This window comes from Paraburkholderia rhynchosiae (assembly GCF_002879865.1).
Classification (GTDB): Bacteria; Pseudomonadota; Gammaproteobacteria; order Burkholderiales; family Burkholderiaceae; genus Paraburkholderia; species Paraburkholderia rhynchosiae.
On the sequence record NZ_PNXY01000001.1, the window covers coordinates 1 to 21,266 of the forward strand.

At 62.6% G+C, this 21,266-nt stretch carries 15 protein-coding genes; 8 read left to right on the forward strand and 7 right to left on the reverse strand.

All coding sequences use genetic code 11. The features are described from left to right. The first annotated feature begins 277 nt into the window (after positions 1 to 277). Positions 278 to 541 (forward strand): hypothetical protein, encoded by a 264-nt coding sequence (locus C0Z16_RS00005; protein ID WP_102630202.1) that lies wholly within the window; start codon positions 278 to 280, stop codon positions 539 to 541. 144 nt (positions 542 to 685) lie between these two features. Here C0Z16_RS00005 and htpG read toward each other — a convergent pair whose 3' ends face one another. Continuing rightward, positions 686 to 2,584: a molecular chaperone HtpG gene (htpG, locus tag C0Z16_RS00010; RefSeq protein WP_102630203.1), complete on the reverse strand. Its 1,899-nt coding sequence runs from the start codon at positions 2,582 to 2,584 to the stop codon at positions 686 to 688. Positions 2,585 to 2,693: 109 nt separating this feature from the next. Continuing rightward, complete coding sequence (locus tag C0Z16_RS00015; RefSeq protein WP_102630204.1) at positions 2,694 to 4,145, reverse strand: aminotransferase-like domain-containing protein; 1,452 nt, start codon at positions 4,143 to 4,145, stop codon at positions 2,694 to 2,696. A 407-nt stretch (positions 4,146 to 4,552) separates the two neighbouring features. On the opposite strand from C0Z16_RS00015, the gene C0Z16_RS00025 reads away from it, so the two are divergent. From C0Z16_RS00025 to C0Z16_RS00055, 6 genes are all read left to right on the forward strand, one after another. Then, positions 4,553 to 5,260: a VOC family protein gene (locus C0Z16_RS00025; protein ID WP_102630205.1), complete on the forward strand. Its 708-nt coding sequence runs from the start codon at positions 4,553 to 4,555 to the stop codon at positions 5,258 to 5,260. 75 nt (positions 5,261 to 5,335) lie between these two features. Then, on the forward strand, positions 5,336 to 6,532 hold the full coding sequence (locus tag C0Z16_RS00030) for an aminotransferase-like domain-containing protein (RefSeq protein ID WP_102630206.1): 1,197 nt from the start codon (positions 5,336 to 5,338) through the stop codon (positions 6,530 to 6,532). A gap of 55 nt (positions 6,533 to 6,587) precedes the next feature. After that, positions 6,588 to 7,052 carry a RidA family protein gene (locus tag C0Z16_RS00035; protein ID WP_102630207.1) on the forward strand — a complete coding sequence of 155 codons (465 nt, stop codon included), beginning with the start codon at positions 6,588 to 6,590 and terminating at the stop codon, positions 7,050 to 7,052. A gap of 168 nt (positions 7,053 to 7,220) precedes the next feature. After that, positions 7,221 to 8,123, forward strand: coding sequence for a PhzF family phenazine biosynthesis protein (locus C0Z16_RS00040; RefSeq protein ID WP_102630208.1), 903 nt, complete (start codon positions 7,221 to 7,223; stop codon positions 8,121 to 8,123). A 568-nt stretch (positions 8,124 to 8,691) separates the two neighbouring features. Beyond that, complete coding sequence (locus C0Z16_RS00050; protein ID WP_102630210.1) at positions 8,692 to 11,046, forward strand: bifunctional diguanylate cyclase/phosphodiesterase; 2,355 nt, start codon at positions 8,692 to 8,694, stop codon at positions 11,044 to 11,046. Positions 11,047 to 11,244: 198 nt separating this feature from the next. Continuing rightward, entirely contained in the window at positions 11,245 to 12,453 is a 1,209-nt protein-coding gene (locus C0Z16_RS00055; protein WP_102630211.1) for a chromate transporter, read from the forward strand. A gap of 49 nt (positions 12,454 to 12,502) precedes the next feature. Here the strand turns inward: C0Z16_RS00055 and C0Z16_RS00060 are convergent, their stop codons facing one another. The 5 genes from C0Z16_RS00060 to C0Z16_RS00080 form a co-directional block, all read right to left on the reverse strand. Further along, complete coding sequence (locus C0Z16_RS00060) at positions 12,503 to 12,961, reverse strand: CopD family protein (RefSeq protein ID WP_102630212.1); 459 nt, start codon at positions 12,959 to 12,961, stop codon at positions 12,503 to 12,505. Between the two features lie 305 nt (positions 12,962 to 13,266). Continuing rightward, positions 13,267 to 15,591 carry a DNA topoisomerase IV subunit A gene (gene parC / locus C0Z16_RS00065; RefSeq protein WP_102630213.1) on the reverse strand — a complete coding sequence of 775 codons (2,325 nt, stop codon included), beginning with the start codon at positions 15,589 to 15,591 and terminating at the stop codon, positions 13,267 to 13,269. A gap of 69 nt (positions 15,592 to 15,660) precedes the next feature. Beyond that, positions 15,661 to 17,646, reverse strand: coding sequence for a DNA topoisomerase IV subunit B (locus tag C0Z16_RS00070; RefSeq protein WP_102630214.1), 1,986 nt, complete (start codon positions 17,644 to 17,646; stop codon positions 15,661 to 15,663). Positions 17,647 to 18,059: 413 nt separating this feature from the next. Further along, a complete protein-coding gene (locus C0Z16_RS00075; protein WP_102630215.1) occupies positions 18,060 to 20,009 on the reverse strand; it encodes an ATP-binding cassette domain-containing protein in 1,950 nt (649 codons plus the stop codon). 256 nt (positions 20,010 to 20,265) lie between these two features. Continuing rightward, complete coding sequence (locus tag C0Z16_RS00080) at positions 20,266 to 20,667, reverse strand: DUF4399 domain-containing protein (protein ID WP_102630216.1); 402 nt, start codon at positions 20,665 to 20,667, stop codon at positions 20,266 to 20,268. A 233-nt stretch (positions 20,668 to 20,900) separates the two neighbouring features. On the opposite strand from C0Z16_RS00080, the gene C0Z16_RS00085 reads away from it, so the two are divergent. Further along, positions 20,901 to 21,080, forward strand: coding sequence for a rubredoxin (locus C0Z16_RS00085; protein ID WP_036024048.1), 180 nt, complete (start codon positions 20,901 to 20,903; stop codon positions 21,078 to 21,080). The last annotated feature ends 186 nt before the right edge of the window (positions 21,081 to 21,266 follow it).

Here is a 21,266-nt window from a genome sequence, read left to right on the forward strand (position 1 = left end):
GAACGCTCCACTCCATTGAGCATGTGATGTCGTGGTCAATCTGGCGGCGTCAACATCAATACCGCGCCCAGCAATGTCACTACCGGCGACGCGGTGGCGTGCCTCCGGCGTATCTACGGCTGTAGTACTAAGATAATGCCGCGCTTTGCATCTCATAAACCAATCTCAATTTATGGTTGTTGATTAGTTTTAGTTAGTTAACCATAATTAATTTCGCTCGACGTTGGGAAACGTCACAAGCATCGAGCAAATTTACAACTAGCAGCAGGGAGTCAGATTGAATAGTACTAACGTAAAGGAAACATCCGACCGCATCGCACATCTTGCGTCGGCCGTTTTGCATCGTCCGGGCGCCACGCATCTGGAGAAAGAGCTGGCCGGCTCCGCGCTGGCACAGCACCATACGTCGAAAGAAACCAGCACGGCAATCGGCAGCCTCGCGGCGAAAGTGCTTGGCGATCACGATCCCAGTTTCGAGGCCAAGGAACTGGCCGGCAGCGTGCTTGCGCAAGTGCGTCGTTTGCATGGGTTGACGCTCTAGCGCTGAAGTGCGTGGGAACGACGCATCGGGGTTTGTGTTCGTCGTGCCGCATGGCATCGCATAGTGCAAGGCTAAAAAAAATGCGCTGCCGAAGCAGCGCATTCTCACTATCCCATGCGTCGAAGTAACACTACGCGATCAAGCTCAATTCGCGCGCGCCAGCAACAACGCATTAGTACGCTTCACAAAGCTCGCTGGATCTTCCAGCGCGCCGCCTTCGGCCAGCAAGGCCTGGTCGAAGAGCAGGTGACACCAGTCGTCGAAATTGGCGCTGTCGGCATGCAGGCCCTTCACCAGCGCGTGCTCCGGATTCACTTCCAGAATCGGATGGAATGACGGCGCCTGCTGGCCCGCTGCCTTCAGCATGCGTTGCAGGTAGCCGCTCATTTCACCGTCGTCGGCAACGAGGCAGGACGGCGAATCGGTCAGGCGGAACGTGAGACGCACGTCCTTGGCCTTGTCCTTCAACGCTTCTTTCATCTTCTCGACCAGCGGCTTCAATTCTTCGCCGACCTTTTCCTGCGCCTCTTTTTCCTCGTCGTTCAGCGCGCCGAGGTCAAGGTCGCCGCGCGCCACGCTTTGCAGCGGCTTGCCGTCGAATTCGTTCAGGAACGACAGCATCCATTCATCCACGCGATCGGTCAGCAGCAGCACTTCGACGCCCTTCTTGCGGAACACTTCAAGATGCGGGCTGTGCGTTGCGGCCTGCCAGGTGTCGGCGGTCACGTAGTAGATCTTGCTTTGCTCGGGCTTCATGCGCGCGATGTAGTCGGCCAGCGACACAGTCTGCTCCGGCGTCTCCGTATGGGTGGACGCAAAACGCACGAGTTTCGCAATGCGCTCGCGATTGGCAAAGTCTTCGCCGATGCCTTCCTTCAGCACCTGGCCGAACTCTTTCCAGAAACCGGCGTATTTTTCGCGGTCGGCGTCGTTGTCCGAATTGGCCAACTCTTCCAGCATGGAGAGCGCGCGCTTGGTCACGCCCTCGCGAATCGCCTTGACGTCGCGGCTTTCCTGCAGGATTTCGCGCGACACGTTGAGCGGCAGATCGCTCGAATCGACCACGCCCTTCACGAAGCGCAGATACGCGGGCAGCAGTTGCTCGGCGTCGTCCATGATGAACACGCGCTTCACGTACAGCTTCAGCCCGCCGCGGTGATCGCGATTCCACAGGTCGAACGGCGCGTGGCTCGGCACGTACAGCAGCTGCGTGTATTCGCTGCGGCCTTCGACACGGTTATGCGTCCATGTGAGCGGGTCCTGATGGTCGTGCGACAGGTGCTGATAGAACTGCTTGTACTGCTCGTCCGTGATGTCGCTCTTTGCACGGGTCCACAGCGCGCTTGCCTGATTGACGGTCTCGTCCTCGTCCTTCGTGACCATCTCGCTTTTTTCCGCGTCCCACTCTTCCTTCTTCATCAGAATGGGCAGCGCGACGTGATCGGAGTACCGCTGAATGATCGACTTAAGCCGATGCAACGACAGCAGCTCGTCCTCATCCGCACGCAGATGCAGGGTGATGGTCGTGCCGCGCGCGGCGCGCTCGATCTGCTCGACCGCGAAATCGCCCTCGCCCGCGCTTTCCCAGCGCACGCCTTCCGACGCCGGCAAACCCGCACGGCGCGTTTCGACGGTGATCTTGTCGGCGACGATGAAGCCCGAATAGAAGCCCACGCCGAACTGGCCGATCAGCGCGGCGTCTTTCTGCTGGTCGCCCGACAGCCTGCCGAAGAATTCCTTCGTGCCCGAACGCGCGATGGTCCCGAGGTTCGCGATCGCTTCGTCGCGGCTCATGCCGATGCCGTTGTCGTCGATCGTGACAGTGCGCGCAGTCTTGTCGTACGACACGCGAATCCGCAGATTCGGGTCGTTCTCGTACAAGCCGCTGTTTTCAATGGCTTCGAAGCGCAGCTTGTCGGCCGCGTCGGACGCATTGGAAATCAGCTCGCGCAAAAAGATTTCCTTGTTGCTGTACAGCGAATGGATCATCAGGTGCAGAAGCTGTTTCACTTCTGCCTGAAAGCTCATGGTTTCTTGTGCCATGGTCGGACTTCCTCTCTGTTGCGAATGGGATTCGGGACAGGCGTGGCGCGGTCACCGCTATGCCGCGCCGCCGGTTTGTGCGCCTAAATGAGGGCGCCGCGGCGCGGTTTCAAGAGGCGCGCCGCGCGACGCCGTCGAGATAACGGCACAAAAACGTGGCGAGTTCGGGATCGCCGCAATTGGCGATATTGAAGCGCATCCACGTGGTGGGCGACTGCTGCGGCGAAAAAAGGCTGCCGGGCGTCAGCAGGAAGCCGGCTTCGTGAGCTGCTGCGGTCAGCCCGTCCGCGTCGACTCCGGTGTCTGCCCACACGAACATGCCGGCCGTGGGCGTCAGAAAGAGCTTGAGGCCGGTCTTTTCCAGCATCCGCACGGACTTTTCGCGCACACCGTCGAGCCGCGCGCGAAGCCGCTCGACGTGCCGCCGGTAATGGCCCTCAGTCAGGATCTTGTACAGCACGCGCTCGTTCAGCTCCGGGCTCGTCATGCCGACCAGCATCTTCTGGTCGCTGACCGCCTTCGCGACTTCCGGCGCGCACGCGATAAAACCGACGCGCAGATTCGGCGCGAGCGTCTTCGAAAAGCTGCCGAGGTAAATCACGCGCTTTAGCTGGTCGAGGCTCGCGAGCCGCGTGCCGGCATAGCTCGGCGGGCAGAGATCGCCATAAATATCATCTTCGACGACGATGAAGTCGTAGGCCTCGGCAAGCCGCAGAATGCGAAACGCCTGCGCGGCCGTCAGCGACGTGCCCGTGGGGTTCTGCAACACCGAGTTGATCACCAGCATCTTGGGCCGCCACGTTTGCACGAGCGTTTCGAGCGCGTCGAGGTCCGGACCGTCCGGCGTGTACGGCATGCCGACGAGCCGCGCGCCCTGCGACGCGAAACGCCCGAACATCTGGAACCACGCCGGATCGCCGACGATCACCGAATCGCCCGGCTTCACGTAAATGCGCGAGATCAGGTCGATGGCCTGCGTGATGCCCGACACCATCACGATCTGATCGGGCGACGCGCCGATCTCCAGTTCCTCGAGCCGCGTCTGCAACTGCTGACGCAGCGGCAGAAAACCGAGCGGCGTGCCGATGCCGAGCATCTGCGCGCCGCTTTGTCGGCCGAGCGTGCGCAACGCGTTGGTGATCAACTCGCCGTCGAGCCAGCGCGCCGGCAGATAGCCGAGCCCCGGACTGCGCTCCGGACGCGCGCCGGTGTGCAGCATATTGCGCAGCAGCCACACCACGTCGATGGTGGCCGGCGCGGGCGCCTGCATCACTGGACGAATTTCCGCAACGGGCGCGCCCGCGAGGCGCTCGCGCACGAAGAAGCCGGAACCGCGCCGCGACTCGAGATACCCCTGCGCGACCAGCCGCTCGTACGCCTCGACCACGGTGAAACGCGACACGCCTTTGTCGAGCGCGAGCTTGCGGATCGACGGCATGCGCATGCCGGGGCGAAACACGCGCTCCTCGATGCGGCGGCGGGCCCACTGGACGAGCTGCTCCACCAGCGTCAGCGACGCCGTGTCGTGCGGTGCGGGAATCTGCGTAAGCGGGACGGACATAGACGGGCTCCAACTGTACCGAACGGTATCGAGTCGATTGTACCGTTACTGTGCTGGTCGGCGCCGCTACATTTGAGACAGACAAAGCGCGCTCGCCGAAGGACGCGGCGTATTCGAGTTGGCGCACCTGGCGGCGGTGCCGCTCATCGGGTTGCCAGGGTCGCGGGCACTGTTTGCCGCGTTGCGGGCGAGCGAGCGAGCCGACAGGCGAGTCGGCGAGCGAACCCGCAAACAAACCCACGGCCAATCGCCGGCAACCAGCCGCAAATACGCCGCACCGCCTGGTAATCGCACGTTCGCGGGGCGCGGCCGACCCGCGAACGGTTATGCTTACGCCCCCGGCACCCGCATATCCTGCGCGCGCCGCGGTCCGGCTTACTGTAGAACCCCGTTTCCTCGATCCGCAAATGACCGCACATTCGCTGCATCTCGATCATCTCGTGATTTCCGCCCGCACGCTCGACGAGGGCACCCAGTACGTGGCCGACATTCTCGGCGTCGCGCCGGCCGGCGGCGGCGCGCATCCGCTGATGCGCACGCACAACCGCCTGCTGAACCTGTGGGGCGGCGTCTATCTGGAAGTGATCGCGATCGACCCGCATGCCGACGCTCCCCACGATTCCGCCGACGGCGCCGCGCCGCGCGCGCGCCTCTTTGCGCTCGACGACCCCGCGACCCACGCGCGCCTCGAAAACGGGCCGTACCTGTCGCATTGGGTCGTCCGGGTCGAGCGGCCGAAACACCTGCCGACGTGGCAAGCCCAGTACCCGCAGCGCATCCCGCCGATCGTGCCGATGACGCGCGGCGATTTAACATGGGGCCTGTCGGTCCCGGAAGACGGCACATTTCCCGCCTGGCAAGGCGCCGGCGACGGCGTGCTGCCCTCCCTGATCCAGTGGGACACGGCGCGCAATCCGTCGGCGGCCTTGCCGGAAACCGGCATCGCGCTGAAAGCGTTGAAAGCCGTGCATCCGCAAGCCGACACGGTGGCGGCGCAATTGCAGTGGCTGGGCGCGCGGCATCTGATCGAACTGCGGTCCACGGATGACGCCGCGGCCCCGGCGGCGCTCATTGCCGAGTTCGAAACACCCAACGGCCTACGGACCCTTAAATAACCAGCGCGCGCGGGTCGCCGACTCGCGCGATAATCGACGTTTTGACTCGTTCCAGAAATACCAGCAGAGGAGACCATGGACCAAAGCGACCTTAAAGCCCCCACGTGGCAGTTGTCCGAACGCGCACGCAAGCTCACGAGTTCGGCGATCCGCGAAATTCTGAAGGTCACGGAACGACCGGAAGTCATTTCGTTCGCGGGCGGCCTGCCCTCGCCGGCCACCTTCCCGGCTGAACGCATGCGCGAAGCGTCCGACCGTATTCTGCGCGACGCGCCCGCCGCGGCGCTCCAGTACAGCGCGACCGAAGGCTATTTGCCGCTGCGTGAATGGGTCGCGCAGCGCTATTCGGTGAACGGCGCGCAGATCCGTCCCACTCAGGTGCTGATCACCACCGGCTCGCAGCAAGCGCTGGATCTGCTCGGCAAAGTGCTGGTGTGCCCGGAGAGCCCCGTGCTCGTCGAAACGCCGACTTACCTCGGCGCACTGCAATCGTTCTCGATGTACGAGCCGCGCTACATCCAGGTGCCGACCGACGAGCAAGGGCTGATCCCCGAAGCACTCACGCCCGACCTCACCGCCAGCGCGCGCCTGTTGTACGCGCAACCGAACTTCCAGAATCCGACCGGCCGCCGCCTGCCGGTCGAGCGCCGCCGCGCGCTCGCCGAGTTCGCGAAAACCGCGCCGTTCCCCGTGATCGAAGACGATCCGTACGGGGCGCTCGATTACGCGGGCGAACCGCTGCCCACCATGCTGTCGATGGCGCCCGATCACATCGTGCACCTCGGTTCGTTCTCCAAGGTGCTGGCGCCGGGTCTGCGGGTCGGCTACATCATCGCGCCGGAAGAGCTGATCTTCAAACTCGTGCAGGCCAAGCAGGCCACCGATCTCCACACGCCGAGCTTCACGCAGCGCATCGTCCATGAAGTGATCAAGGACGGCTTTCTCGACGAGCACGTGCCGACCATCCGCGAGTTGTACCGCGACCAATGCGCGGCGATGCTGGCCTCGCTCGAACGCTATATGCCCGAAGGCGTGAACTGGAATCGTCCGGAAGGCGGCATGTTCGTCTGGGTGAATCTGCCCGCGCAGATCGACAGCATGAAGCTGCTGGAAGAAGCCGTCGCGCAGAACGTCGCGTTCGTGCCGGGCGGCCCGTTCTTCGCAAACGAGGCGCAGCACAACACGCTGCGTCTGTCGTTCGTCACGGTGCCGCCGGCGAAGATCGACGAAGGCGTGTCGCGTCTCGCGGCGCTGATTCGCGCAAAGCTTTAAACGCAGCCGGCCCGCTTTGCCGCTAGCGAACTCCACTACTGACCGAGGACACAACATGGCTCAAACGAATGTTTACGACAAGCTCAAGGAACTGGGCATCGAATTGCCGACCGCCGGCGCCCCGGCAGCCGCGTATGTGATGAGCGCGCAGAGCGGCAATACGGTGTACCTGTCCGGCCACATCGCGAAGAAAGACGGCAAGGTGTGGGCGGGCAAACTCGGCGCCGACCTCGGCACTGAAGACGGCAAGGCCGCGGCGCGTTCCATCGCCGTCGATCTGCTCGCCACGCTGCACGCGCATGTGGGCGACCTCAACCGCGTCACGCGCATCGTCAAACTGATGAGCCTCGTCAACTCCACGCTCGAATTCACCGAACAGCATCTGGTCACAAACGGCGCATCGGAATTGATCGCCGACGTCTTCGGCGAACGCGGCAAGCACGCGCGTTCGGCATTCGGCGTCGCGCAGATTCCGCTCGGCGCGTGCGTCGAAATCGAGATGATCGCGGAAGTCGAGTAACGCATCACGATGCAAAAAGGCCGACTCGTCCGGCCCGCTGCATGCAACGCGTCGCGAGGTGTCGATCACCCGCGGCGCGTTTTGCATTTGTGGCGAGGTGGATCGTTCCCTCGGCAGCGGATAGAATCCGCGAACCCATCAACCGCAGGAATCGCCGGACCTCGCCCGATGCCCGCCAACACCGTTCGTTTCAAACAGGTCGACGTATTCACGTCGGTGCCGTTCAAAGGCAATCCGCTCGCCGTCATATTCGACGCGGACGCACTCAGCGCCGATCAGATGCAGGCGATCGCGCACTGGACCAATCTGTCCGAAACAACGTTCCTGTTGAAGCCGACCGATGCGGCCGCCGACTATCGCGTGCGCATTTTCACGACTCACGGCGAATTGCCGTTCGCAGGACATCCGACGCTCGGCACCGCGCATGCGCTGCTCGAAAGCGGCTATCAGCCGAAGCAGCCGGGCAAGCTCGTTCAGCAATGCGGCGTGGGGCTCGTCGAATTGCAGGCCATTCACGAAGACTCCGGCGACGCACACGGCGCGTGGGCTTTCGCCGCGCCGCCCGCGCGCATCACACCGCTGCCGGAACAACAATACGCCGCGCTCTCTACGGCTTTACGTAGCGACGCCATTGACTTCAGCGCTCCACCGTGCGCCGTGGACAATGGCGCGCCGTGGCTCGTCGTGCGAGTCAATTCAGCGCGCGAATGTCTGGCACTCGAACCGGAGGCCGCCACACTAGCGGAACTCGTGCATTCCGTCGGCACGCACGGTCTTGCGGTCTATGGCCCGCACGACGCCGACGGCCCGGCCACTTTCGAAGTGCGGTGCCTGATGATGGGCGGCGGCTTCGGCGTCGGTGAAGATCCTGTCACGGGCAGTGCCAATGCGGCGCTCGCGGGCCTGCTCAGCGCCCAACATCTGCGCCCCGCTGCCCGCTACACAGCACGCCAGGGCACTGCCTTGGGGCGTGCGGGCAAGATCGTCGTGCGCTACGACGACACGAACGGCAAAACGTGGATCGGCGGCTCGTCGGTGACGGTCGTCGACGGCAGCTTCCGGATGCCGTAACCGGCCCGTCGTTTGCTTACACCTGGCCGCGTCTGCCGGGGCGATAGCAGGGCTGCCGCAACGCAGCCAGGATAAAAGCCGGACGCGACTCGTCCTGCTTGACCAGGTTGGCCACGTTTAACCACAAAATGCCGCTTTGTTCGCTAACCCCATGCGGTCGCATAACGAACGGCCTGTAAAAAGACCACGCACAGATCACGCACGTGAAAGCCGTCATGCCGGAGCGCCGAAACCCGATGGAATATTCAAAAACAATGACTGCGAGCGTACGATCCCACGCCTGCCCCGACTTGTGGCGGCACGGGCCACAAAACAGGCTGCAAAACCGCCCCGATAGGGCTGCGACCCACGCCCGCGTATACCCGATGCCGGGACTCTTCCTTAATCCAGTGGCATTAAGTAATATCGAAACGTCCCTGACAGATTGCGAACGATCAGGCACCAAGCCACGCCCCCTCTTCTTGCGCAGCAGTTCTGGCAACTTGGTCACCATGCAGCCATCCATGAAAACAGCGCAATCGATGCTCGCGCGTTCGCAACCGGCCGGCAGCTGGCTACGGGCCGCCTGATGAGCAAATCCCGCTTCTCCGATCAGCGCGAAGCCAGGAGCCGCCGCGATCCCGCCGTATCGCGACGGCGTGCTTTGCTCGCCATTCCCGCGCTCGGCGTATTGGTGTTGATCCTCCTCTGGACCGTGATCTTCGCGCGTCTTTCGGTCGAAAAAGAAGCTACTTATCGTGAAGCCATGGCGTCTGCCGCGATCCTCTCAGCGGCGCTCGAGCAGCATACGATCAAGGCGATTCACCAGGTGGACCAGATCACCCGGTTCGTCAAATTCGAGTTCGAGAAAACACCTGGCCGTTTCGATCTTGCCAACACGGTCGAAAAAGGCGTCGTGCAAAGCGAGACGCTCGTGCAGGTGTCGTTGATCGATGAGCGCGGCACGCTGATTGCCAACACGGCCGAGCTCAATCCGAAGCGCATTGATCTGTCGGACCGCGAACATTTCAAGGTCCACGAGCACGAAAACGACGACCAGTTGTATATCAGCAAGCCAGTGCTCGGCCGCGTATCGGGTCACTGGACCTTGCAGATGACGCGGCGCCTGAACCATCCGGACGGCTCGTTCGCGGGCGTCGTGGTGGTGTCGGAAGATCCGAGCTATTTCACGAGCGACTTTTACAACAATGCGGCCATCGGCCGTGAAGGCGTGATTGCGGTCATCTCCGACAACGGCGCGGTGCTCGCGCGGCGCACCGGCAGCACGGTGAACGCCAATGGCGCATTCTCGGCGAGCGGTTCTTATCCGACGTCCGAGCACGTGTCCGGCACGTATGTCGATTCGATCGACAACGTGACGCGCATCGTGTCGTACCGGCATATCGACGGTTATCCGCTCGGGGTGCTGGTGGGTCTGTCACAATCCGAAGAGTTCGCCGACTACAATCACACGCGCAACGTTTATCTGTTGATGGCGGGCTTCATCTCGCTCGCCATGCTGAGCTTTTTCGCGGTGGCGACGGGCCTGATCGGCAAACTGCTCGGCCGCGAGCGCGAAATGACGCATCTGGTCGAATACGATCTGCTGACCGGCCTGCGCAATCGCTATGCGACGCTGCGCACCTTGCGGCACGACGTAGCGCAGCCGGCCAACCTCGGCCACCTCGCGATTCTCTTCATCGACCTCGACAACTTCAAGACGGTCAACGACACGCTCGGTCATAACGCCGGCGACATCGTGCTGCAAATGACAGCCTCGCGGCTCGCCACGGCGATCGCCGAAGGCGGCGCGTTGAGCCGCATCGGCGGCGACGAATTCGTCGTCGTGATCAAGGGCGACGACGTCGAGAAGCGCGCCGTGGCGCTCGCCGAAGCGGCGGCAGAAGCGTTCGCGAAACCGTTCGAAGTGCGCGGCAGTTCGTTCGTGCTGCATGCGAGCATCGGCATTGCGCTTTACTCCGTGGCCAACGAGAGCGAGATCGATCTGCTGAAGAAGGCCGACCTCGCGATGTACAGCGCGAAAGACGCGGGCAAGAACTGCTACCAGTTCTATTCGCCGCAACTGTCGCATCGCGCGGACCATCTGATGAAGTGGGAACAGCAGTTACGAGTGGCGCTCGCCGAAGGCCAACTGTTTCTCGCCTATCAGCCGAAGATCGATCTCACGCGCCGCTGCATCACCGGTTTTGAGGCTCTGGTGCGCTGGAACCATCCGCAGCACGGTCTGATTCCGGCCAACGAATTCATTCCGGTCGCCGAGTCGACGGGCTTGATCGTGCCGATCGGCGACTTCGTGATAGAGACCGCTTGCCGTCAACTGGCGCAGTGGCAGCAGCAGGGCTACGACACGCTGTCGCTCGCGGTGAATATTTCGGCCGTGCAGTTCTGGCGCGGCGATCTGTACGAAACCATCTCGCACGCCATAGAGGAAAGCGGCATTTCCGCGCGCCGTCTGGAACTCGAAATTACCGAGACGGCGATGATGGAATATCCCGAACTCGTCTCCGAAAAAATCTTCGCGCTCAAGCGCCTCGGCGTGCGAATCGCGCTCGACGATTTCGGCACAGGCTATTCGTCGCTGTCGTATCTCAATCGTTTTTCCGTCGACACGCTGAAGGTGGACCGTTCGTTCGTGCAGGCCATTCCCGGCGACCGCAGCGTCTGCGTGATGGTCACCGCGATCGTCAACCTCGCGCGCTCGCTCGGGCTGACGGTGGTAGTCGAAGGCACGGAGACCGAAGAGCAGATTGCGTGGCTCGCCGCGCTCGGCCATATCGAGGCGCAGGGTTTCCTGTTCTCGCGTCCGGTGCCGGTCGACGCGATTCCGGCGCTGCTCGAACGCTTTGGCGTATGCGGCATGACGGGTGCGCGCGCCGCGCACGAAGCGGATAGCACGAGCGCCAGCACCAGCACGAATGGCTGAGTAGCTCAGGTGAAGACTCCGGCTGAGCGCTCACGCTGAACTTTGCGATTGAGCAAAGGCCGTCATATCGCAGCCGCCCAAAACGGGCTACATTCTCGCTGTATCGCATTACCGCGCCACGCCGCCGGACGGTCGGCCGCGCGCAACATCGAAATGATCCACAGGACGGGTGCCCGCTCAGCGGACGCCCGTGGCGCCATGCAAACGATAACAAGCCACGATTCTGCAAGACGAGGGGAACGAGAACCGCTATGGAAGCTGTTTCGGGTCGTATTCGGCCTGTCGGCGTTGTCATGGGGCGGCCTCGCGCTGATGGCGCAACTCGAGAACCACTACGTCGAGCGTGAAGGACGGCTTTCGCGGGTCGCGTTCTCCGATCTGATCGCGCTTGCATGGATGGTGCCCGGGCCGGTCGGCTGCAATGTCGCCGTGCAACTCGGACATGCGTTGCGCGGACGCGCCGGCGCGTGGGTGGCGGGCATTGCCAGCGTGCTGCCCTTCTTCATGCTGATGACGCTGTTCGCGATGTTTTATCGCACGCCGCTCGTGCGCGCCGCCGCGTCGCAAACTTTGCTCAATCACTTTAGCGTCGTGCTCGCCACACTGATCGGCATCACCTGGTACAAACAGACGCGCGCGCTCGTGCGCGGCAAGCTCGAATGGGCCGCGGCGCTGGTGGGTTGCGTCGCGCTCTTCTACGCGCACAGCCCCGCGGCCTATGTGCTGATGTTGAGCGCGGCCTTCGGCGCGGGGTGGGTCGTGAGCCCGGTGCGCCACACGCGGATTGTGGTGTCGTTCGCGCGCGGTGACTGGCAGATACTCGGCGTGCTGTGCGTGTTCGTGCTGCTGTTCGCGCTGCCGTTGCCGCATCGTTACGATCTCGCGCTGCTGTGGCCGCGGCTCGCGGGCGCTGGCATGACGCTGTTCGGCGGCGGTTTTTCCGCGTTGCCGGTGCTCAAGACGCTGTTCGTCACGCCGGCCATAGGCATATCGGACAACGACTTCACGCTGGCCTTTTCATTGTCGCCCTTATCGCCGGGACCGCTTTTGAACGTCGTGCCGTTCTTCGGTTACCTGATCGACGGCTGGGTGGGCGCGCTTATCGCCACGCTCGCGCTGTTCGTGCCGTCGGGCTGCCTCGTGGTGCTCGCGCAACGGCATCTGCATCAGTTAAAGATGAATCCGCGATTCGAGCATGGCATGCGGATTCTGCGCGCGGTCACCACCGCGTTTCTCGCGGTGGCGGTGCTGCGAATAGCCGGACGTGTGCCGATACAACCGGTCTATCTGATCACGGCGTTGTTTTCAGCCATGTGCTTCGCGAAACTCAAGGTGCCGGTGTACGTGGTGTACGGCACAGTGGCGGTGGGGTGCGGATTGTGGCTTGCGTATGGCGCGTTGCCTTAGCCACGCTTAGTCACGCTTAACCGCGCTTAGTGACCCGCAAGCGCCGCAATCAAAAGCCGCGCGAAAGCACCGCGACGCCGACCGTGACCACACCGAGCACGATATTGATCAGCACCAGACGCCGGATCGTACCGACCGCCTGCGCACCGTCAGGCCATTTCTGCGCCTGCACCGCGCGGCGAATGCGCGGAAATACAGCAAAGCGAATGTGCCCGAAGATCAGCATCATGACGATGCCGAGGCCGGCCATTGCATGCAGCGGCCATGTGGCGTGACCGCCGCCGAATTGCATCAGCAGGAAGCCGCCGGTCAGCAGAATCACCAGCACTGAGGCGGCGACCCAATTGAAGAAGCGGCCGAACACTGATTCCCACAACGGCAAGCGCAATTGCGGCGAAAGATCGGCAATTGCCGGACGCAAGCAGAAATGCGCGAAGACCATCCCGCCCACCCACACCGCGACCGCGAGCAGATGAAGAAAGAGCGCGAGTTCGATAGCCTTATTCATGTTGTTTTCCTCTCCCGACGACGCCGCACCGCTTATGACGAATGATATGAGCAGCGGCTATTGAGCGCGTTCGACCGCACGCCGTGCGTGCAGTTCCGGAACGCCTCAGGCTTTCCGTCGTTTTTCTTGTTGTTATTGCAGCGCGCCTGGTATCTCGACACAGTACCTCGATCAAGACCGCGGTACTCCGACTTGATACGGCAACGCCGCCCCCGAAATTTCCTACACAGTGCCCTACTGTTGCTGCGCACGGCCAGCGTCTTGCATGCTAGCAGACGCTTGCCGTGTTCCAACGTCAATCTTCGTCAAGCAGCCAGCACTGGACGCATGCTTTCGAGCTTCAGCTTGCTCTCAGGCGCGCGCCCCTTGCGTGCCCGCTTGCCGACATGCGGCGTAAGCGCGGCGCCGCTCAGCTTTTCTTCGTCCAGACGGCCGCCGCGACGCGCGCCGATCAGCATGACGCCCGCCGCGTTGATCGCCAACGCCTGCACCAGCGTTTCCTTATCGTCGAGCGCCATCAGCGTGACGCCGCGTCCGCCGCCCGAGAGCGTCTTCATTTCGTCGAGGCCAAACACAAGCAGGCGCCCGCCCGACGACAGACACGCGATCTGTTTCGCGTCCGGCAGCATCGGCATGGGCGCGAGCGGCGCGGCGCCGGCGTCGATCGTCATGAACGACTTGCCCGCCTTGACGCGGCTCACCATGTCGCCGACCTTCGCGATGAAGCCGAAGCCATTGCTCGACGCGAGCAACAAGGCCTGGTCCGCGGAAGCCGCGTAGTAATGCATCAGATGGCTGCCCGATTCGAGCTCGATCAGCGATGTAACCGGCACACCGTCGCCGCGACCGCCGGGTAGCAACGCCACCGCGACCGAATAGACGCGGCCATTACTGCCCCACGCGACGAGCGTATCCGGCGTGCGGCACTGGAACGCGGCGTAGAGACCGTCGCCGGCCTTGAAGGTGAAGCCGGCCGTGTCCAGCCCGTGACCCTTCAGCGCGCGCACCCAGCCCTTCTGCGACACGACCACCGTGACCGGTTCGTCGACCACGCGCGCTTCGTACGTTGCGCGCTTTTCCTGCTGGATCAGCGTGCGGCGCTCGTCGCCGTATTGCTTTGCGTCGCCTTCGATCTCCTTGATGAGCAGGCGCTTCATCGCCGATTCGCTGCCGAGCAGTTCTTCGAGCTTCGCCTTCTCGTCGCGCAGTTCGGCGAGTTCCTTCTCGATCTTGATCTTTTCGAGCCGCGCCAACTGACGCAGCCGGATTTCAAGAATGTCCTCGGCCTGGCGATCGGACAAGCCGAACGCGGCCATCAGCGCGACCTTTGGTTCGTCGGACTCTCGAATGATGCGGATGACTTCGTCGATATTCAAAAAGACGATCATCCGGCCTTCGAGGATATGGATCCGGTCGTCGACCTTCATCAAACGATGACGCGTGCGGCGCGTGACCGTCGCGAAGCGGAACGCGATCCACTCGTGCAGGATTTCGCTCAAGCCCTTCTGACGCGGCCGGCCGTCGCCGCCGACCATCACCAGATTGAGCGACGCATTCGATTCAAGACTCGTATGCGCGAGCAGCGTGGTGACGAACTCGGCCTGATCGATGCGGCTCGACTTCGGTTCGAACACGAGGCGCACCGGCGCGTCCTTGCCGGACTCGTCGCGCACGGCGTCGAGCAGTGCCAGCATGGTTTGCTTGCCCTGCAACTGTTCCGGCGTGAGCGCCTTCTTGCCGAGCTTGATCTTCGGATTGGTCTGCTCCTCGATTTCCTCGAGCACCTTTTGTGCAGCCGTATTCGGCGGCAATTCGGTGATGACCAGTTGCCACTGGCCGCGCGCGAGGTCTTCGATCTTCCAGCGCGCGCGCACCTTCAGGCTGCCGCGGCCGGTTTCGTAGGCCGCTGAGATTTCCGCTTCGCTCGAAATGATCTGACCGCCACCCGGGAAATCGGGACCGGGAATGTGCTGCATCAATTCCGCGTGCGTGATCTTCGGATTGCGGATTGTCGCGACCGCGGCGCCCGCGACTTCGCGCAAATTGTGCGACGGGATTTCGGTAGCGAGACCCACGGCGATGCCCGAAGCGCCGTTGAGCAGGACGAACGGCAAGCGCGCGGGCAAGAGCCTCGGCTCGTCGAACTCGCCATCGTAGTTCTTCATGAAATCGACCGTGCCCTGGTCGATTTCATCGAGCAGCAGCTTGGCGATCGGCGTGAGGCGCGCTTCGGTGTACCGCATTGCCGCCGCGCCGTCGCCGTCGCGAGAGCCGAAGTTGCCCTGGCCGTCGATCAACGGATAGCGCATCGAAAAATCTTGCGCGAGACGCACCAGTGCGTCGTATGCCGACTGGTCGCCATGCGGGTGATATTTACCCAGCACGTCGCCGACCACGCGTGCCGACTTGACCGGCTTCGCGTTGTCGGACAGCCCCATGTCGTTCATCGCGAAGAGGATGCGGCGTTGCACCGGCTTCTGGCCGTCGCACACATCCGGCAGCGCGCGGCCCTTGACCACGCTCACCGCATAGTCGAGATACGCACGTTCGGCATAGTTGCCGAGCGTCAAAAAATCGCCGTCCGGCGGCGGCGGCTCGGTGAAAAGGTCGAGAGTGTTATCGTCGTCCATCTAGATTCCGTATCGTGTTTGGCGTGAAGTTTCGTGCTTTCATGCGAAAAGCGAGCGCTGAAAAACCGCTCAGATATCCGCTTCCACTTCATTGCCCTTTTCTTCCAGCCAGCTGCGCCGCGATGCCGCTTCGCCCTTGCCCATCAGCATGGTCATGCGCGCGACCGTGGCGTCGTAGTCCAGTTCGCCGAGCGCCACCGGCGTGAGACGCCGCGTGTCCGGGTTCATCGTCGTGTCCCACAGTTGCTCGGCGCTCATTTCGCCGAGGCCTTTGAAGCGGCTGATCGACCATTGGGTATCGCGCACACCGTCCTTGCGCAATTTGTCGAGAATCGCTTCGAGTTCGCCTTCGTCGAGCGCATACAGTTTCTGCGCCGGCTTCTTGCCGCGCGCAGGCGCGTCGACGCGAAAGAGCGGCGGACGCGCGACGCACACATGCCCGCGTTCGATCAACTGCGGGAAATGCTTGAAGAACAGCGTGAGCAGCAACACCTGGATGTGCGAACCGTCCACGTCCGCATCCGACAAAATGCAGATCTTGCCGTAGCGCAGATTCGACAGATCGATCTTGTCGTCCGGACTATGCGGATCGACGCCGATCGCCACCGAAATGTCATGCACTTCGTTGTTCGCAAAGAGGCGGTCGCGCTCGGTTTCCCACGTGTTCAGCACCTTGCCGCGCAGCGGCAGGATGGCCTGATACTCCTTGTCGCGGCCCATTTTCGCTGAACCGCCGGCCGAATCGCCCTCCACGAGGAACAACTCATTGCGGCCGATTTCCGTCGACTCGCAATCGGTCAGCTTGCCCGGCAACACCGCGACGCCCGAGCTCTTGCGCTTCTCGACCTTTTGTCCCGCGCGCGTACGCGCCTGCGCCTGCTTGATGACGAGGTCCGCGAGCTTTTTGCCGTGCTCGACATGCTGGTTGAGCCACAATTCGAGCGCCGGCCGCGCGAACGACGACACCAGCTTCACCGCGTCGCGGCTATTCAGACGCTCCTTGATCTGCCCTTGGAATTGCGGATCGAGCACCTTCGCCGACAGCACGAACGACACGCGCGCGAACACATCTTCGGCGAGAAGCTTTACGCCCTTCGGCTGCAAGTTGTGCAACTCGACAAAGCTCTTCACCGCCTGATACAAGCCGTCGCGCAAGCCGGATTCGTGCGTGCCGCCCGCAGGGGTCGGAATCAGATTGACGTACGACTCGCGCGTGAGCGAGCCTTCTTCGCTCCAGGCGACGACCCACGCCGCGCCCTCGCCTTCGGCAAACGTCTCTTCGCTCGATCGCGAGTTTTCGGCGTAACGCTCGCCTTCGAATAGCGGAATCAGCAGGTCACTGCCGTTCATGCCTTCGAGCAGATAGCCGCGCAAACCATCTTCGTATTTCCAGCTTTGCTGTTCACCGGTTTTTTCGTTGATGAGCGTGACTTCGACGCCGGGCAGCAGCACTGCTTTCGAGCGCAGCAGCCGTTGCAATTCGCCGAGCGGCAGATTGGGCGAATCGAAGTACTTCGGGTCCGCCCACGCAGTGACGCGCGTGCCCGATTTCTTTTCGCCCTTCGCGGCGGCGCGCACTTCGAGCGGCTTCGCCACGTCGCCATGCGCAAAGCTCAGTGCGGCAACCTTGCCGTCGCGCCACACGGTGACGTCGAGGCGCGTGGACAGCGCGTTGGTGACCGATACGCCGACGCCGTGCAAGCCGCCCGAAAACGTGTAGGCGCCGCCGGCGGCTTTATCGAACTTGCCGCCCGCGTGCAACCGCGTGAACACGATTTCGACGACCGGCACGCCTTCTTCCGGATGCAGGCCGAAGGGAATGCCGCGGCCGTCGTCTTCGACCGACACCGAATGGTCCGGGTGCACCGTGACCGTAATTTGCCGGCCATGGCCGCCAAGGGCCTCGTCCGACGCGTTGTCGATGACTTCCTGAATGATGTGCAGCGGATTCTCAGTGCGGGTGTACATGCCGGGCCGTTGCTTGACCGGCTCGAGACCCTTCAACACCTTGATCGACGCTTCGCTATACGCGGCGCTTGGCTTTTTCGTAGACATGGTTGACTCGGGTGCGTCGGTTCATCGTTGTCCACAGCTCCTGTGGACAGGTCCGTGGACAATGCGTTGAGTTTTCAAAAAAAGCGAAACGAAACAACGTGGTTAGGTGGGGTGCCCGCAGCGCGGGCAAACTGTTTGTCGCATGGCTTGCGCGCGGTCCACTTAGTTTTCACGCGGGTTCTCGCACGCTTTCCCATTTAGGGCGCTCGACGGCGGCCCGTTGCCGGCACCTTGCCGGCACCTTGCCGGGCATTGTTGCCGCCGGTGCGAACGTCGGGGAAGCCTGTTCGCGGGGTATTTTACTGATTTCGAACCTGGCGGCAATTCACGACGCGCGCGATTGGCCATCCGGATAAGGCACGGCCCAGGCCGAGCGAAAGCGCCGACGGAACGAAACGCCGGCGCTTGCTGCCTCACTTGCGGCGGTTTTCGAGCTCGTCCCAGCGCTCTAGTGCGATAAGCAGCTCTGCGTCGATCGCGGCGTAGCGTTCCGAGAGACGCTTGCCTTCGTGCGCATCTTTGGCGAATACGGAGCCGTCTTCCAGTTGCGCACCAATGGCCTTCTGTTCGGCTTCCAACGCGGCGATCTTTTCGGGCAGCGCATCCAGCTCGCGCTGCTCCTTGAATGACAGCCTGGCAGCGCGCGGTGTATTGCGGCTAGCCGAACTGTCCTTGAGCGCCGCGGTGTCTTTGGCCGCCTCTTTGGCCGCGTCCTTGCTGGCTTCTTTTTGCGCTTCCTGCGCCAACTGCTGCGAGCGGTCGCTCTGGATCTGCCAGTCGGTAAAACCGCCGACATACTCGCGCCATTTGCCCCCGCCTTCCGCCGCGATCACCGACGTTGCGACGTTGTCGAGAAACGCTCGGTCGTGGCTGACGAGCAGCACGGTGCCGTCGTAGTCCGTGAGCAGTTCCTCGAGCAGTTCGAGCGTGGGAATGTCGAGGTCGTTGGTGGGTTCGTCGAGCACCAGCACATTCGCCGGCCGGGCGAAAAGACGCGCGAGCAGTAGACGGTTGCGTTCGCCGCCGGAGAGCGACTTGACCGGCGAACGCGCGCGCTCGGGTGCGAACAGGAAGTCGCCGAGGTAGCTCATCACGTGCTTCTTCTGGCCGTTGACTTCGACCCACTCGCTGCCGGGGCTGATCGTATCGGCGAGACTTTTTTCGAGGTCAAGTTGCGCGCGCATCTGGTCGAAATACGCGACCTGCAGATTCGTGCCAATGCGCACCGTGCCTTCGTCCGGCGGCAAATCGCCGAGGATCATCTTCAGCAGCGTGGTCTTGCCTGCGCCGTTCGGACCGACGAAGCCGATCTTGTCGCCGCGCATGACCGTTGCCGTGAACCGGTCGATCACCGTGCGCGAGCCGTAGCGCTTCGTGACGTCCGTCAGTTCGGCGACGATCTTGCCCGACTTCTCGCCTTGGCCGACGTCGAGCTTGACGTTGCCTTGCACATTGCGGCGTTCGGCGCGCTGGTTACGCATTTCCACGAGACGCGCAATACGGCCGACGCTGCGCGTGCGGCGCGCTTCGACACCCTTGCGAATCCACACTTCTTCCTGCGCGAGCAGCTTGTCGGCCTTGTCGTTTTCGACGCGCTCGATTTCCAGTTGCTGCGCCTTGCGCGTCCGGTAAGCCGAGAAATTGCCCGGATACGACAGCAGACGCCCGCGATCCAGTTCGACGATGCGCGTGGCAACCCGGTCGAGAAACGCGCGATCGTGCGTGATGAACAGCAGCGCCGCGCGCTGCGACACCAGAAGATCCTCGAGCCAGCGGATGCCGTCGAAATCGAGGTGGTTGGTCGGCTCGTCGAGCAGCAGCACGTCGGGCTGCACAACCAGCGCGCGAGCGAGCGCGACGCGCTTCTGCATGCCGCCCGACAGCGAACCGACGCGCGCTTCGCCATTCAGACCAATCTGCTGCAGCGTGGTGGCCACGCGGGTGTTCCAGTTCCATGCGTCCGCCGCGTCCAGCGACGATTGCAGCGTGTTCATCCGCGCCATCAGCGCGTCGTGTTGGGCGCCTTCGGGTTCGTCCGAGAGCTGATCGGCGACGACATCGAATTCATCGAGCAGCGCCCGAGCGTGCGTGAGGCCGGCGGCGACTGCGTCGAACACGGTGTCGTCGGTATCGAACTCCGGCTCCTGGGGCACGTACACCGTGGTCAGGTTCTGCTGGCGCGTGACGAGGCCGTCGTCGGGCTTCGCCAGTTCGGCGACGATTTTCAGCAACGATGACTTGCCCGCGCCGTTGCGGCCGATCAACCCGACGCGCTCCCCCGATTCGAGAGAGAAATCGGCGTGATCGAGCAACGCGACGTGACCGAACGCCAGTTGGGCTCCGGTAATGGTGTAAAGCGACATGGAGAATTGGAGAAAACAGCGATGGGTCGGAACTGCCCATTGTACCGGGCGCGCGAGCCGGTGCCTGTATGCCTGAAGAGATAGCGCCAGCAGCGGGCTTGCGAGGACCGGCGCACTGGCCGTTGTTCGGAGGATGCAAGCCAGAGACGAGCAGCGCCTGGCTCCTCTGGCTTGTATGGTTCATATGGCTTAGGCGAAAAGCGCGGCCGGGCACTGCCGATCGACGCCCGGCCATTTTCGATCTCGCGTGGCGCGCTTACTTCACGTGCACCGTGATGGTTTTGCTCAGCTCGGGACCATACGAACGATGCGCGCCGTCGCCGAATTGCAGCGTCAGCGTATGGTCGCCCGGCGGCAGCGTCAGATCCGTTTCGGTCTGGCCTTTGCCGAAGTGCAGCGACTTGTCGTTGGCGGGAATCACTTCGCCTTTGGGAAGCGGCTTGCCGTCCACCAGCAGATGATGATGGCCCGTGCCGTCCGCCATGGTGCCGGCCGGCGCGATCTTCATGCCGTCGAGAGCGAACACCACGTGAACGGGATTGCTGACGGTCGCGCCGTCCGTCGGCTTAACGAAGGATACGCTCGCCGCCTGCGCCACGCCTGACACCGCCAGCAATCCAGCCAGTGCCGCGCCGGTCAACCATTGGGTTTTAAACATCTTTTTCTCCTGGTTAGAAAGGGAAGCCACGCACGAAACGGAACGCCGATGCGAAGCAGAGCATACACGGTGTGTGTGACAAGGCTCGGGCGCCTCGCAATGTGGCGATATCGGCAATTTCAGGCGGATTTGACGAATTCCGGTAATATTGCGGCTCGCCGCCGTGCCCAAAAAAGGGGCAGACTGCGCGGATCATTGGATTGAAGAGAGAAGAGTGCGTCGTGAGCGAAGTAATGGAAGTCACTGAATACAAGAGCTGGGTTTGCCTGATTTGCGGCTGGATTTACAACGAGGAAGAAGGTCTGCCCGACGAAGGCATCGCGCCCGGCACCCGCTTCGCCGCGATTCCGGACGACTGGCGCTGCCCGCTGTGCGACGTCGGCAAGGCGGAATTCGCGGTCGTCGAGTTTTGACATTCTGAAGTGTTAAGGTTCCGAGCCGGCTCCTGTGAGCGCGACGCGCGAAGTCGATAATGCGTCCGTGGTTCGTACGGCCCAGCAGGTCTTGCCTGTTGGGCCGTTTGCTTTTTGGGGCTGGCTGAGAGAAGCGATCGCGCCTGATTCCTCGCGTTGACCGTGTTTCTGGGTAAGCACTCGCCT

Excerpts from the sequence above, each read along its gene's own strand:
- C0Z16_RS00070 (WP_102630214.1), bottom strand. The coding sequence starts at position 17,646 with ATGTCTACGAAAAAGCCAAGCGCCGCGTATAGCGAAGCGTCGATCAAG.
- C0Z16_RS00055 (WP_102630211.1), top strand. The coding sequence starts at position 11,245 with ATGCAAACGATAACAAGCCACGATTCTGCAAGACGAGGGGAACGAGAA.
- C0Z16_RS00025 (WP_102630205.1), top strand. The coding sequence starts at position 4,553 with ATGACCGCACATTCGCTGCATCTCGATCATCTCGTGATTTCCGCCCGC.
- C0Z16_RS00030 (WP_102630206.1), top strand. The coding sequence starts at position 5,336 with ATGGACCAAAGCGACCTTAAAGCCCCCACGTGGCAGTTGTCCGAACGC.
- C0Z16_RS00015 (WP_102630204.1), bottom strand. The coding sequence starts at position 4,145 with ATGTCCGTCCCGCTTACGCAGATTCCCGCACCGCACGACACGGCGTCG.
- parC (WP_102630213.1), bottom strand. The coding sequence starts at position 15,591 with ATGGACGACGATAACACTCTCGACCTTTTCACCGAGCCGCCGCCGCCG.
- C0Z16_RS00035 (WP_102630207.1), top strand. The coding sequence starts at position 6,588 with ATGGCTCAAACGAATGTTTACGACAAGCTCAAGGAACTGGGCATCGAA.
- htpG (WP_102630203.1), bottom strand. The coding sequence starts at position 2,584 with ATGGCACAAGAAACCATGAGCTTTCAGGCAGAAGTGAAACAGCTTCTG.
- C0Z16_RS00085 (WP_036024048.1), top strand. The coding sequence starts at position 20,901 with ATGGAAGTCACTGAATACAAGAGCTGGGTTTGCCTGATTTGCGGCTGG.
- C0Z16_RS00060 (WP_102630212.1), bottom strand. The coding sequence starts at position 12,961 with ATGAATAAGGCTATCGAACTCGCGCTCTTTCTTCATCTGCTCGCGGTC.
- C0Z16_RS00080 (WP_102630216.1), bottom strand. The coding sequence starts at position 20,667 with ATGTTTAAAACCCAATGGTTGACCGGCGCGGCACTGGCTGGATTGCTG.
- C0Z16_RS00050 (WP_102630210.1), top strand. The coding sequence starts at position 8,692 with ATGAGCAAATCCCGCTTCTCCGATCAGCGCGAAGCCAGGAGCCGCCGC.
- C0Z16_RS00075 (WP_102630215.1), bottom strand. The coding sequence starts at position 20,009 with ATGTCGCTTTACACCATTACCGGAGCCCAACTGGCGTTCGGTCACGTC.
- C0Z16_RS00040 (WP_102630208.1), top strand. The coding sequence starts at position 7,221 with ATGCCCGCCAACACCGTTCGTTTCAAACAGGTCGACGTATTCACGTCG.